Source organism: Rhizobium sp. YAF28 (assembly GCF_052113285.1).
Classification (GTDB): domain Bacteria; phylum Pseudomonadota; class Alphaproteobacteria; order Rhizobiales; family Rhizobiaceae; genus Rhizobium.
Genome location: NZ_JBFRCX010000001.1, coordinates 628754 through 643309 on the forward strand (window position 1 = coordinate 628754; position 14556 = coordinate 643309).

Below are 14556 nucleotides of genomic sequence, written 5' to 3' on the forward strand. Positions count from 1 at the left end.
TATTTATTTTTTAAATCGTTTCGATTTATATCCGTATCGTTTCGATCGGGCTATTTCTCGCCATAGTCGTGTTTGATGGGATGTGTTAGGCAACGCACAGTTTCCTTCAGGTCCATCATGATTCCCGCACAAAATCCCTCGATGGGTGAGGGAGCGCCGCCGCGCTTCCGGCAGCTTAGCGCGCTTTGTTACAGTGCGCCGCTGTTGGTCAACGGTATCGTCCTGCCCTTCTTCCCCGTCTGGCTTGCGACTCATCAGTTCAACGATCATCAGATCGGCACGATCCTCGCCGTACCGATGGTGGTGCGCGTTCTCGTGGCGCCGATCGTGGCGGTCTTTGCCGACCGCATGCAGGAGCGGGCGCATGTGCTCCTATGGTCGGGCATCCTCTCGCTGCTGACGGCGATTGCGCTCTACTGGACAAGCAATTTCTGGCCGGTGCTGATCGTCTTTGCGCTACAGGGCGCGACCTTCGCCCCTTATGTGCCCGTCGTCGAATCGATCGTGATTTCGGGTGTGCGCCGCTGGGGGCTTGATTACGGCTCCATGCGCGTCTGGGGCTCGATCGCTTTCATTATTTCGACGCTCACCGGCGGCGAGCTGGTCGGGCGCCGGGGTGGCGGCATGGTGCTGCCCGTGATGATCTTCGGCTTCGTGCTGACGATTACGATGGCGGTCTTCTGTCCCCGTATCGGGCCGACACGGCGGCGCGGCCAGCCGATCAATCTTCCGGCGACTACGGGCAGCGGGCTGCGCGAGCCGCATCTGCTGCTTTTGCTGCTCGGCGTTTCGATCCAGCAGGCAAGCCATGCGCTGCTCAACGCCTTTTCATCGATCTACTGGCACCAGCTCGGCTTTTCGGGCGCCGAAGTTGGCATGCTCTGGAGTGCGGGGGTGGCCTCTGAGGTGACGGTGTTCTTCCTGTCGCGGCGCCTCAACCGCCGCTTCAATGCCTGGACACTGATCCGCTTCGGCTGCGCCGTCAGCATCTGCCGCTGGGTGTTTTTCCCGACGGAGACCAGCTTTATCGGCTTCTTCATGCTGCAATGCCTGCACGGCTTCACCTATGCTTTCGTGCATACCGGCGTGCAACGGCGCATCGTCGCGACGGTGCAGGAGACGCAGGAAGCCTCGGCCCAGGGTGCCTATTTCTTCTATATCGGCATGGCCTCGGGCCTTATGACGATCGCTTCGGGCTATATCTATTCCGCGCTCGGCCTCGACAGCTATTATGTCATGGCCTGTGTCGCCGCCTTTGGGCTCGCCCTCGTCATCATCGCCTATTACCTTCAGCCCCAGAGGCTGGCTTCCGGCGGAAATACGAGAGAGCCGGCATAATTCAGGCCGGGCTCGCGGTCGCGGGCAAGCAGCAGCGGACCGTCGAGGTCGACGAAATCGGCATCCTGCGCCAAAAGCACGGCAGGCGCCATCGCCAGCGATGTGCCGACCATGCAGCCGATCATGATCGAGAAGCCAAGCCGTTGTGCTTCTTCCTTCATTTCCAGCGCTTCCGTCAGGCCACCGGTTTTATCGAGCTTGATGTTGATCGCGTCGTAACGATCGGCAAGGCTGGCAAGGTCGCCGGTGTGGTGGACGCTTTCATCGGCGCAGATGAGTACATGGCGGGCAATCTCGGCCAGCATGTCGTCGCGTCCGGCCGGCAGCGGCTGCTCTACCAGCGCGATATTGGCTTCGGCAGCGATGCGCAGGTGATGTTCCAGCCGGTCTTCCGGCCAGCCTTCATTGGCATCGAGAATGATGGCGGAATCGGGCGCGGCGGCGCGCACAGCCCGAATGCGGCTCTCGTCATCGTCAGTGCCGACCTTGACCTTCAGGAGCGGGCGCTGCGCATGCTCGCGGGCCTGGGCCGCCATGACATCGGGTTCGCCGAGCGAGATCGTATAGGCCGTGGTCAGCGGCTTCAGCTTGCGCAGATCGAGCCGCGAGGCGACGCTCTTGCCCGTAAGCTTGGCTTCGAGATCCCACAGCGCGCAATCGACGGCGTTGCGGGCTGCTCCCGGCGGCATGGCATGCAGCAATCCGGCCCGCGAAATGCCGTCCTCGATCAGCGGGCGGGCCGCTTCGATCTGCGCCATGACGCTTTCCATCGTCTCGCCGTAGCGGCGATAGGGCACACATTCGCCCAAACCCCTGGCGCCTCCCTCCGCCAGCGTGCAGGTGATCACGTCCGCTGAGGTCTTTGCCCCGCGCGCGATGGTGAAAGTTCCCGCAATCGGGAATGAATTCATCTGGATATCAAGGTGGCGCGGCATATTTGCTCTCCTGCGAGCATGGAAATTGCGCGTTGCTTCTGTATATTAACGCGCCGGGCGGCGAATATTATGTTCGCGAGTCGGGACTGTCGCTGCAAGCATTGAAAGACACAAGTATTTTGAAGTCCGAGAAACGCAACGCCGCCTCGCTGCATGTGGACGACCGAGCCGGAGGCTCGGGCCAGCTTGTGCATCTTGAAGGCAATTGGCGCAGCGCCAACATCCATCTCGTCCTGCAGGATTTCGAGAAATTGTCGCGCAACAAGAGCGGCGACCTGACGCTCGATCTCTCCGATGTCACCGATATCGACACAGCCGGCATCTGGTTGCTTTGCCGGCTAAAGAAACAGCAGGAAGAGGCGGGGCGACCGGTTCATTTCGAGGGTACGAACGAGCATATCGACGAGCTGATCGCCACCTTCTCCAAGGAGCCTGAAAAGCAGGAGCCCGAGCAGAAGGAGAAGCTCTCGATCGTCGAGCGCATCCTCGCACCGATCGGGCGGATGACCCTCGACGTCTGGGACAATGTCGCCGCTTCCATGTATATCCTCGGTTCGGCGGTGCGCGGCGCGCAGATGAAATTCGGCCGCGGCAGCGGCGTTTCGCCGGCTTCGATCGTCAACCAGATCGACCATATGGGCGTGCGCGCCGTTCCGATCATCCTGCTGATGTCCTTCCTGATCGGCGCGATCATCGCGCAGCAGGGCGCCTTCCAGCTTCGTTATTTCGGTGCGGAAATCTTCGTCGTCGACCTCGTCGGCATCCTGCAGCTTCGAGAAATCGGCGTGCTTCTGACGGCCATCATGATCGCCGGCCGATCGGGTAGCGCGATCACCGCCGAGATCGGTTCAATGAAGATGCGTGAAGAGGTCGACGCGCTGAAGGTGATGGGCCTCAACCCGATCGGCGTGCTGATCTTCCCGCGGCTGGTGGCGCTGACCGTTGCGCTGCCGCTTCTGACCGTGATTGCCAACTTTGCGTCGCTGGCCGGTGCCGCCGCCGTTGCCTATCTTTATTCGGGTATTACATTCGCAACCTTCCTGTCGCGCCTGCATGAGGCCGTAACGCTTTCGACCATACTGGCCGGCATGATCAAGGCGCCGTTCATGGCGCTCGTCATCGGCATCGTCGCAGCTGTCGAGGGCCTGAAGGTCGGCGGCAGTGCCGAATCGCTCGGCCAGCATGTGACGGCCTCCGTTGTGAAGGCGATTTTCGTCGTCATCCTGATGGACGGGCTTTTTGCGATGTTCTATGCAGCGATCGATTTCTGACATGGCGGACGACGTGGATCAGCAACCGATCGAAACGAGCAAAAACGGCAATCGGGATGTCGTGCTGTCGGCGCGCGACGTCACAGTCGCTTTCGGCCCCAAGGTCGTGCTCGACAAGCTCAATCTCGATATCTATCGCGGTGAGATCCTCGGCTTCGTCGGCGCTTCCGGCACCGGCAAATCTGTGCTGATGCGCACCGTGCTTCGCCTGCTGCCGCGCCGTTCCGGCACCATCAAGATTCTCGGGCAGGATTTCGACGAGCTGGACGAGCCGGAGCGCAATGCACTCGATATGCGTCTCGGCGTTCTCTTTCAGCAGGGCGCGCTCTTCTCCTCACTGACGGTGAAGGAGAATATCCAGGTGCCGATGCGCGAATATCTCGATCTGCCTGCTTCGCTGATGGATGAGCTGGCGCATCTGAAGATCCGCATGGTGGGGCTCGCAGCCGATGCGGCCGACAAATATCCGTCGGAGCTGTCGGGCGGCATGATCAAGCGTGCAGCACTCGCCCGCGCACTGGCGCTCGATCCCGAACTCGTCTTCCTCGACGAGCCGACATCGGGCCTCGATCCCATTGGTGCTGCGGAATTCGACGAGCTGATCGCCAATCTGCGCGATAGCCTGGGGTTAACCGTCTATATGGTGACCCACGACCTCGACAGCCTGTTTTCGGTCTGCGACCGTATTGCCGTGCTTGGAAAGAAGCGGGTAATGGTGGAAGGAACGATCGACGACATGCTGGCCTACGACGATCCGTGGGTTCAGGCCTACTTCAAGGGCAAGCGCGCGCGTTCGATCGTGCCGCAGGACGACGCGCCGGCGGCCCGAGCGCAGCATGACAGCGGGAAGTGACCGGAGACGATGGAAACCAAAGCCAATTACACGATCGTCGGGTTTTTCACCGTTCTGGTGATCGCAGCCGCATTCGGCTTCGTCTACTGGATGGCGGAATATGGCCGCAGCGGGCCGATGGCCGAGCTGATCGTGCGCATTCCCGGCTCCGCCAACGGTTTGAGCGTCGGTTCGCCTGTTCGATTCAACGGCATCCAGGTCGGCTCGGTGCAGTCTCTCTCCATCGATGCCGACGATCCGCAATACTCGCTAGCCTTTACCGAAGTGCGCTCGGATGCGCCGATCTATCCGTCCACCAAGGCCGCCCTTGAAATCCAGGGCCTGACCGGTGCTGCCTATATCGAGCTTTCCGGTGGCCGCAAGGAAGACAAGAACATTCTCCAGCAGGCGCTGGAAAGCGGCAAGCGCGCCGTGATCGTCGCCGACCAGTCGAGTGTCACCAACCTGCTCGCAACCGCCGACAAGATCCTCGACCGCGCTAATGACGCTGTCGGCGACGTGCAGGGCTTTGTGCGCGATGCGCGCGGGCCGCTGACCAAGACCTTGCAGAATGCAGAAACCTTCTCGGATGCGCTTGCCAAGAATTCCGGCAATATCGACAGCTTCCTGCAGAGCGTCGGCGATCTCTCCAATACGGTGCGCAACGTCTCGGGCCGGGTGGACTCGACGCTTGCGGCTGTCGAGGACCTAGTGAAGGCGGTCGATGCCAAAAAGATCAATACGATCCTGAGCAATGCCGAGAAGGTGAGCCGCGACGTGGCCGATGCCTCGAGTGATCTTAAGGGTCTGGTCGCCAAAGTCGACCAGACGGTGACGACCTACAACGAGTTCGGCAAGAAGGCGCAGGTGACGCTCGATCGCGTCGATACGCTGGTCGCCGCCATCGACGCCAACAAGGTCAAGGGTTCGGTCGACGATATCGCCCAGGCGACGAAGGATGCGCGCGCCGCCGTCGCGTCGATCCGCGACGTGACCACCACGGTCGCTGACCGCCGCAAGGATATCGACCAGACGATCCAGGACGTCCAGCAGATGGCGAACAAGCTGAACTCGGCGTCGACGCGCGTCGACGGCATCCTCATCAAGGTCGATGCGCTGCTCGGCTCCGACAATACGAATTCGCTGTTCACCGAGGCGCGCGCGACGCTCGAATCCTTCAAGAAGGTCGCCGACAACGTCAATACGCGCATCGGGCCGATCGCCGACAATCTGCAGCGGTTCTCGGGCAGTGGCCTGAGTGACGTGCAGACGCTGGTCAACGAGCTGCGCGGCACGGCGAACAATCTCAACAATGCCATCAGCAATTTCGACCAGAATCCGCAGCGGATCATTTTCGGCGGACCGACGGTCAAGCAATATGACGGGCGCACGCGGCGCTAAACAGAGGTCAGGGGTAGCGTAATATGGGTCTATCGCATGTGATGTCGCGCCGTTCCTGGATCCGTGGAACGGCGATTATTTTGCCGCTAACGGCAGCGCTTCTTGCAGGCTGCGGAACGACGGCAAAGAACGACACCTATGATCTCTCGGCAGCCACGGTCGATGGCACCGGTCCGTCGGCCAAGAGCAAGCAGATCCTGATTGCCGATCCGACGGCATTGAAGGCGCTGAACAGCGACCAGATCGTCATCCGCGTTTCGCCCTCGGAAATCCAGTATCTGTCACGCTCTCAGTGGAGCGATACGCTGCCGCGGATGGTGCAATCGAAGCTCGTCCAGGCCTTCGAGAATTCCGGCAAGCTTGGCGGCGTTGGAAAGCCGGGGCAGGGACTGGCGATCGACTATCAACTCGTGACCGACATCCGCTCCTTCGAGATCGACGCAGCGTCTGGCAACAAGGCTGTGGTGGAGATTTCCGCCAAGATCCTCAACGATCGAAACGGCACAGTGCGTGCCCAGCAGGTCTTCCGGGCCACTGCTCCGGCCGGCGGCGACAACGTGAGTTTCGTGAAGGGACTAGGCCGTGCCTTTACATCGGTCACCGACCAGATTGTTGGCTGGACGCTGACGTCGATCTAAACCTTGTCTTTATAGAGATAAGGCCCGAAACCGTCAGACGGTTTCGGGCCTTATTCGTTCCTGGCTTGTCTGGACGACTTACTTGGTCGGCTGGGCATCCGTCATCGTCGGGTTGCCGCCTGTCGCGGATGCAGTCGCGGTCGAAGCGGAGGGCAGGTAGCTGTCGAGCAGGCCGGCCATCTTGTCGTCGCGCAGGCTGGCGGTCTTTTCGCCCATGACCACACCGACGACGCGGCGGCCGTCCTTCGCTGCGGATGTCACGACATTGTAGCCCGATGCGTCGGTGAAGCCGGTCTTGATGCCGTCGACGCCGTTGTAGCGGTACATCAGGTTGTTATGGCCGCGCAGCTTCATACCGCGAAACTGGAAGCCGCGCATCGAGAAGAGCTTGAACTCTTCGGGGAAGTCTCGCATCAGCGACACGCCGAGTGTGGCCATATCGCGTGCCGTGGTGACCTGCGCCGGATCCGGCAGGCCCGACGGGTTCTTGAAGACGGTGTCCTTCATGCCGAGCTGATGGGCCTCATCCGTCATAATCGTACCGAAGGCCTGTTCGGAGCCCCCGAGCTGTTCGGCAAGGGCCACGGCCGCATCATTGGCCGACAGCACCACGATGGCTTCGACAGCCTCCTTGACCGTGACCTTGCGGCCGGCGCCGACAGCGAGCTTGAAGGGCTCCTTGCTCTCGGCATTTTCAGACATGGTGATCTTCTGATCCCAGGTCAGGCGTTTGTCATGCAGCGCCTGGAAGGTGAGATAGAGCGTCATCATCTTGGTCAGCGATGCCGGATAGTTCAGATCGTCCTGGTTGGACGCTTCCAGAACCTGGCCGGTCTGCACGTCCACGAGGAAGCTTGCCTGGCCGGCCTCGGCCTGAATGAACATGCCCAAAAGAAATGCGGACGAGAGGGCGGCGGCCATGAGCCGGGAAGTCGTCTTGGTCATCAATGTCTACGGTCTCTGTCGTGGCAAGCAATTGGCTTGGTGATGGTCTGATGGGGGACTGCCCCGTGGTGCATGCGGATCAGGGATGTTTGTGACGGATTGAAGGAGCCGGGGCAATAAAAAAGGGCCATCCACAGATGACCCCTTTTGTCTCACCATGTCAGGCTTCCATCCGACAACTCAGTTCAACCGGCCCGCCGCGTGGGCAAGCATCGTATAGACCTTGCCAGTATCCGACGTGAGGTAGGACTGCGTAACCGTGCGGTTCGGATCGGTGCGGGCGACATCGGCGAGCAGCTTTTCGAAATCACCGATATAGCGGTCGACAGCGGTGCGGAATTCCGGCTCGCGATCGTACTTGCGCTTGATCTCGTCGAAAGTCTGCTGGCCCTTCAGCGTGTAGAGGCGACGGGTGAAGACGTCGCGCTCACCGCGCTGGTAGCGGCGCCACAGATCGACCGAGGCGTCGTGGTCGATGGCGCGGGCGATATCGACCGAGAGCGAATTCAGCGATTCAACGACATGGCGCGGGTTGCGGCTGTCATTGGCGCGCTGGGCGGGAGCAGGGGCCGGAGCGGCGGCTTCCGCTGCCGGACGGGCCGGGGCGGCACGCAATGCTTCCTCGGTCTCTTCACGCGAGGCGCCGCGCAGAAGATCGCTGATCCAGCCGCCGCTGGTGGCTTCCGTGCGCGGAGCTTCCTGCCTGACCGGAGCGGGGGCCGGAGCCGGCTGGGGAGCCTGAGCGACCGGACGCTGCGGAGCTGGAGTTGGTGCGGGTGCTGCTGCCGGGGTCGGGGCGATGGTGCCGCGCAGGCCCATGGATTCGATCGACTGGCGTGCCGTCGGTGCGGGCTGCGGGGCAGGCGCCGTCGGGATCACCGGCTGGGTGACACGCTGAGCGGGCTCAGCCTGGGCAAGCGTGCGGGCAACGGGCTCGGAGAGTTCCAGACGCTGGCTGGAGCGGCCGACGATCTGCGAAATATCCTGCAGGGCCTTGATCTGCTCGGCGACGGCGCGGCGCATGGCGGACGCGCTTTCCTTGGCTTCTTCCGGCAGGTCGAAGGCGCCACGCTTCAGCTCGGCGCGGGTGGCGTCGAGTTCGCTGCGGATATCGGTTGCGGAGCGGCGGATATCTTCCGTTGCTCCCGAGAAGCGGCCGACAGCGTCGTCGATCGCATCGCGGAGCGATTCACGCAGGTTCTGTGCTGCACTGTCGGAGGCGCGTCCGGCTTCGCCGAGCATGCGCTCGACGTCCGAGAGCGAGGCCGTCAGGCCGCCACGCAGGCGGTTGGTGAGGTCGCCGGAGCGGCGCTCGACATTGGCAAAGCTGGTGTCGATCGTGGCATTGGCTTCCTCGCCGGCGCGGTTGATCGCTTCGCGCATGTTGGACGCTGCTTCCTCGGCGCGCTTCTCGGTATCCGAAAGCACACGTCCGATATCGGCAAACGAGGCCTGTACGCTCTGGCGCAATGTGCCGGTGACCTGGTTGGAGCGCTGCTCGGCACGTTCGAAGACCATCTCGATCATGCCGCCGAGGCCGCGCATGGTCTTTTCGATCTCACCCGAACGCTGCACGAGGCCGGTTGCCAAAGTCTGCAGGGCGGTCTCACGCTCTTCCAGCGTCGAGACAAGGCCGGACTGGGCGGCAGCGAGAAGCTGCGAGGCCTGGCCGAGAACCTTCGAATGGTCGTCGAAGCGGCCGATGATGCCGCCGACCTGGGCGAGCGTCTGGCCTGATATATCCGACAGGCGATCGACCTTGCCTTCGAGAAGGCGGGTCGAAGCGGAGACCATTTCGGCAGCCTTGGCTGCAGAGTCCGTGAAACGCGTGGTCGTGTCGCCGAGGCGGCTGTCGACGCCGCTCAGCTGATCGGCGGCACGCGTCATCATCATGGACATGGCCGCGCTGCTTTCCGACAGGCGCTGGACAAGGCCGTTGACGTTGTTCGTCAGGCTGTTCTCGATGGCGGCGACGGCATTGGCGACATTTTCGGCCCGGGCGGCGACGGCCTGGGTGAGCACTTCATTTTCCGCACGCAGGCGCTCGGCGCTGAGGCTTGCTGCCGCGGTGATGCGGGCTGCAGCTTCCTGGCCGGCGTCGGTGTAGCGGTCGATGATCGGCCGTGCCGTCTCATCCAGAATGCGCGTCAGCTCGGTGGAGCGGCCGGCAAGCATGGAGTTCAAGTCGCGGGTGCGCTCGTCGAGCGTTGTGCGGATCGAATTGCCGCGTGCTTCCAGCGCCTTGTCGATATCGGTGAGTGTGGTGTCGATTTCGCGGGCACGCTGCTCCAGGCTGGAGCGGATGATGCTGCTGCGGGCTTCCAGCGCACGGTCGACTTCGGCCATGCTGGATGTGATCTGGCTGCCGGCATCGGTCAGCGTCGAGCGGATCGAATTGCCATGCGCTTCCAGCGTCTGGCCGGCATCGGCGAGCGCATGATTGATGGCGCTGACCTGGCTGCTGACGATGTTTTCTGCTTCCGCCACCTTGTTGACGATGACGTTGCCGGCCTCGGAGAAGGTCTGGGCAACGGCGGCAGCCTGGCCGGCGAGGCGGCTCTGTGCCTCGGCGACGCGGTTGACGATCTGCGAGGAGCGCTCGTCCATGGCTTCGGCGAACTGCTGGCCGGTGCGGCTCAGCAGTTCCGAGGACTTGGTGGCTTCGCCATCCATGCCTTCGGCAGCTTCGGCAACGGCGTTGCGCAGGCTGGCAGCAAGACCGGCTGCCTTGCCTTCGATCGTGCGGTTGACGGCATCGAGACCGACGGTCAGAGCGCGGTCCATGGTGGAGAGACGCTCTTCGATGCGCGCGGTGCCGCGATCCATCATGTCACTCAGGGCCGAGGTCCGGCCGTCGATCGACTGGGCCATGTTCGCACTGCCGCTGTCGAGTGTTTCGGCAAGATGTGCCCGGCGGCTGTCGAGAGCCTGGGTGAGATTGGCGCTGTGGCTGTCGAGAGCATGCGTGAGGTTGGCGCTGCTGTTGTCGAGGGCCTGGGTGAGGTTGGCGCTGCCGGCATGCAGCGCATCCGTCAGGCTGGCGGCGCGGCCGTCGAAAGCTTCCGTCAGGCTGGCGGTGCGGCTGTCGAGTGCCTGGGTCAGGTTTGCGGCGCTGTTGCCGAGCGTTGCGGCGATGCGCTGGGCTGTGTCGTCGCCGATCGAACCCAGACGGGAGATACTGTCATCCAGCAGGCCGGAGAGATGGCTGCCTGCAGCATCAACCTTGTCGGCCACGCCGCCGACACCATCGGCAATACGGGCCTCGATGGCGGCAAGGCTGGATTCGACGCGGGTGCCGGTCTCCGTGAAGCGGCCCGTGAGGTTGTCGACGGAGTGGTCGAGATGGCCGGAGAAATCGGCGGCCGAACGCGAGATCGTGTTGGCGGCTTCCTGGAAGCGACCGGCAATCTGGCCGGCACCTTCGCGCATGCGATCCTCAAGCGACTGTGCACTCTTATCGATCGCAGTGCGGATCGCGGCCTCGCGATCTTCCAGCGACATTTCGAGCATGCCGATGCTCGTCGCAACCGACGTGCCGATCGAGGTCGCCTGTTCGGAGAGCGTGTCGTTGATGAGGTTATGAGCCTCAGTCAGCGTCAGCGTGATGGCATTGGTGCGGTCGTCAAGCGTGGTGCGGATGCGGTCATGCGCGGCGGCGAGCCCACCTTCGACGTTGCTTGCGGCATCGTTGGCAAGGGCGGCCATACGCTGCTGGGCGTCGGTGAGGCCATCCTCGATGCGGCCCGTCATGCTGCCGATGATGCCTTCCATGCGGGCGCTGCCGGCATCGAGGGCTTCGGACAGGGTGGAGGTGTGCTCGGCAAGCGCGGTTTCCAGACGTGCCTGATTATCCGTATAGGCGGCGCGGATCGCTTCCGTGCGGTCGGCAAAGGCGCCGGCAACACGCTCTTCGGCATTGGCAACGGTATCCATAATGGAGTTGCTGCGGTTTTCGAGCGCGGATTCGAAGCGGCTCTGGCCATCGTCGAGCGAAATGGCGAGCGCCATGGTCTTTTCGTCAAGCGTATCGGACAGGCGGTCGGCGCTATTCGTGACGGCATTGACGATGGATTCGGCGCGGCTTGTGAGCGCTTCCTCGATGCGGAGCTGGCTTTCGCCGAGTGATGCGGCGATCCGGTCATGCGTGCCGGTGGCAGCGTGGACGAGAGCATCAGTGCCCGCTGTCAACGTGTCTTCCAGGCGGCTCTGGCTTTCGTTCAGCGAGATGGCAAGGGCCATTGCCTTTTCGTCGAGCGTTTCGGAGAGGCGGTCATGCGTGCCTGACACGGCGTTAAGCAACGCCTCCGAATGGGTCGACAACGTATCCTCGATGCGCGACTGCGTCTCGTTCAGCGAAATGCCGAGCGCCATGGCCTTCTCGTCGAGCGTTTCAGCGAGGCGGTCATGCGTGCCCGAGACGGCGTTGATCAACGCTTCCGAATGGGTCGAGAGCGTGTCTTCGATGCGCGACTGCGTTTCGTTCAACGAGATGCCGAGCGCCATCGCCCTTTCATCGAGCGTCTCGGCGAGACGGTCATGCGTGCTGGAAACTGCGCTGAGCAGTGCCTCCGAACGGGTGGCAAGCGTATCGTCGATGCGGGCCTGGCCTTCATTCAGCGAGATCGCAAGCGCCATTGCCTTTTCATCGAGCGTATCGGAGAGGCGGTCATGCGTGCCGGAGACGGCATCGATGATGGCCTCCGAGCGGGTCGCAAGCGTATCCTCGATACGGGCCTGGCCTTCATTCAGCGAGATCGCAAGCGCCATTGCCTTTTCGTCAAGCGTATCGGAGAGGCGGTCATGCGTGCCGGAGATGGCACTGAGGAAAGACTCGGACCGGGCCGCGAACGTATCCTCGATACGGGTCTGGTTTTGCTTCAGCGTCTCGGAGAGGCGGTCATTGGTGCCGGAAACGGCATTGATGAGCGATTCCGAATGGGTCGAGAGCGTGTCTTCGATGCGCGACTGCGTCTCGTTCAGCGAGATCGCCAGCGCCATCGCCTTCTCGTCGAGGGTTTCGGCGAGACGGTCATGCGTGCCCGAGACAGTATTGATGATGGCTTCGGAACGGCTCGTGAGCGCCTCGTCGAAGCGGGCGTGGTGGTCTGCGAGCGCGCCGATCAGCGCTCCGCCGCGTTCGGCCATCACACTGTCGATGCCGGTATGCGCAGTCTTCAGCGCATCGGTGATTTCGGCGGCGCGGGCGGCGAGAACGATGCTCAGCTCTTCGGCGCGACCGCCGAATGCCCCTGTGACCCTTTCGGTGCCGCTGTCGACGGCAGTGGTGAGTTCGGTCGTGGTCGTCTGCAGCGTATCGCGGAATTCGGCTGCCCGGGCAGCGAGGTTGTTCTGCAGTTCGGAGGTGCCAGCTGCGAGCGCCAGCGAGATTTCCGACGTGGCGTTGCTCAGCGCCGAGCCGAGTTCACCGGTACGGGTAGACAGCGCCGAGGTGATTTCCCCCGCACGGTCGGCAAGCGTGCTATCCAGCACTTCCTGGCCGGTTGCAAAGGCGGTCGCCAGCGCCAGCGACTGCTCACTCATGGACGTGCCGAGGCGCTCGATATTGGTATTGAGAATGCCTTCAATGGAATCCGCGTTGCCCGACAGCGTTTCGTTGATGCGGGTGAGGCTTTCGATGAGCTTGGTGTCGAGCGAGCCGGAGCGCTTGTCGAAAGCGTCGGTGAATTCGGCGACGCGTTCGTCGAAGGCGGTCGAAAGCTGGGCGACGGTCGTCTGCAGGCGTTCCTCGAAGAAGCCGGACCGCACGTCGAGATCCATGACGGCATCGTCGGCTGTCGATTGCAGACTCTGGCGGAAGCTGGCGCCCTTTTCGTCGAGTGCGGCATTCAGCCTGGAGAGCACGTCGTCGAGCGTGCCGCCGATCGTGCGTTCGCCTGATGTCAGGCTCTGATTGATCTCGCGGGTGCGGGAAACCAGGATTTCATTGAGCTGCTGGGTGCGCTCCTGAAGGGCGGCGTTCAAGCGCTCGGTGCTGGCATCCATCGTCGAGGCGCGTGTCTCGAACTGCGTGAGCAGGCGCTCGCCATGTTCGTTGATCGTGTTGGTCAGCGCGTCGAGGCGGTTGTCGAATTCATTGCCGATCGCAAGGCCGGATGCAGTCAGCGTATGGAGCAGCGTATCGGTCTTGGCGGCCAGCAGCGTGCCGAGCGACTGCATGGCGCTGTCCGACTTCTCCATGATCGCCGCAGCGCGCGTATCGATCAACGAGGCGAAGGCTTCGCCCGAGGTCGCAAGGCGGATAGCGATCTCTTCCGTCGCGAGCGACAGTTCTTCCTTGAGCTGATCGTGAACGCCGGCGATCGAGGAGCGGATGCGGTCGGCATGATTGACGATCGCTTCGCGCTCGGAGCCCAACTCATGCACAAGGCCGCGCACGCGCAGTTCGTTATCTGCATAGGAACGCTCCAGCGCATTCACTTCGGAATGTACGAGCGTTTCGAGTTCCGAAGCGCGCGCAATGGTGCGCTCGATGCCTTCATTCATCGCCGAGACTTCGCGGCGCACGGCCTGGCCGACCGTCATGATGCGTTCAGACGCGATGGTTTCCGGCTCGGAAAGGCGCAGAGCAACTTCAGCCATGGAGCGGGCGGCGTTGCGCATGTCCTGGGCGCGCGAGATCATGATGGCGAAGGCATAGAACATCATGACCGGCACGATGATGCCGACAATGCCGGCGATCACGCCCGGCAGGGCGGCAAGATCGGTCAGCGAGCGGATCTGCGAGATCTGCGGCGCATAGAGCATGAACATCAACCCGAGGCCGATGATGACCCACAGGATGGAAACGAGAGCGGCCGTGCGCAGGGCAGGGCGGCTGGAGCCGTTTTCCAGCGACTTCAGAAGCGAAGCGGGCGAATTGCGGCTGGCATCATTGGCCGGGGCGAAGGCCGGTGCCCGCGGCGCCTGCTGATCGCCTGTACGGCCAGAGCGGCCGCGGCGGCGCTGTGCCTCTTCCTGGGACTGATTACGGGCATTGGATGGGTCAGTCACATTAGCCTCCGGGGCGTGGGGCGCGTTGCCGCGGCGAGACGGCACGTTCTCCTGGCCGAAATCGATCTGAAGCGCCTCGTCCAATGCCTTGAACGCCTTGTCCTCGATCGATTCATTGTACTTGTTATTCGCCATTCCGATATGCCTCGCAATTCCCGGCCAGTCCGGCAGCGCATCCGGGCAGC

At 62.6% G+C, this 14556-nt stretch carries 8 protein-coding genes; 5 read left to right on the plus strand and 3 right to left on the minus strand.

Translation table 11 applies throughout. The features are described 5' to 3' along the window. Positions 1–117: 117 nt before the first annotated feature. On the plus strand, positions 118–1338 hold the full coding sequence (locus AB4Z13_RS03315) for an MFS transporter (RefSeq protein ID WP_442205815.1): 1221 nt from the start codon (positions 118–120) through the stop codon (positions 1336–1338). Here AB4Z13_RS03315 and dgcA read toward each other — a convergent pair. Then, a complete protein-coding gene (gene dgcA / locus AB4Z13_RS03320; RefSeq protein ID WP_442205816.1) occupies positions 1290–2273 on the minus strand; it encodes an N-acetyl-D-Glu racemase DgcA in 984 nt (327 codons plus the stop codon). The genes AB4Z13_RS03315 and dgcA overlap by 49 nt on opposite strands. Positions 2274–2374: 101 nt before the next feature. Between dgcA and AB4Z13_RS03325 the strand changes: the two genes are divergently transcribed. From AB4Z13_RS03325 to AB4Z13_RS03340, 4 genes are read left to right on the plus strand one after another with little or no spacing between them, the layout of a single operon-like run. Next, entirely contained in the window at positions 2375–3544 is a 1170-nt protein-coding gene (locus tag AB4Z13_RS03325; RefSeq protein WP_439017205.1) for an ABC transporter permease, read from the plus strand. Between the two features lies 1 nt (position 3545). After that, the gene (locus tag AB4Z13_RS03330; RefSeq protein WP_113325372.1) at positions 3546–4397 is read left to right on the plus strand and encodes an ABC transporter ATP-binding protein; all 852 of its coding nucleotides are present in this window, start codon (positions 3546–3548) and stop codon (positions 4395–4397) included. A 9-nt stretch (positions 4398–4406) separates the two neighbouring features. Beyond that, positions 4407–5777 (plus strand): MlaD family protein, encoded by a 1371-nt coding sequence (locus AB4Z13_RS03335; protein WP_442205817.1) that lies wholly within the window; start codon positions 4407–4409, stop codon positions 5775–5777. 23 nt (positions 5778–5800) lie between these two features. Next, positions 5801–6415: an ABC-type transport auxiliary lipoprotein family protein gene (locus AB4Z13_RS03340; RefSeq protein WP_007826825.1), complete on the plus strand. Its 615-nt coding sequence runs from the start codon at positions 5801–5803 to the stop codon at positions 6413–6415. Positions 6416–6493: 78 nt separating this feature from the next. On the opposite strand, the gene AB4Z13_RS03345 is transcribed toward AB4Z13_RS03340, so the two are convergent. Beyond that, a complete protein-coding gene (locus tag AB4Z13_RS03345) occupies positions 6494–7360 on the minus strand; it encodes a D-alanyl-D-alanine carboxypeptidase family protein (protein WP_113325370.1) in 867 nt (288 codons plus the stop codon). Positions 7361–7540: 180 nt separating this feature from the next. Then, on the minus strand, positions 7541–14506 hold the full coding sequence (locus tag AB4Z13_RS03350) for a hypothetical protein (RefSeq protein WP_442205818.1): 6966 nt from the start codon (positions 14504–14506) through the stop codon (positions 7541–7543). Between the last annotated feature and the right edge of the window lie 50 nt (positions 14507–14556).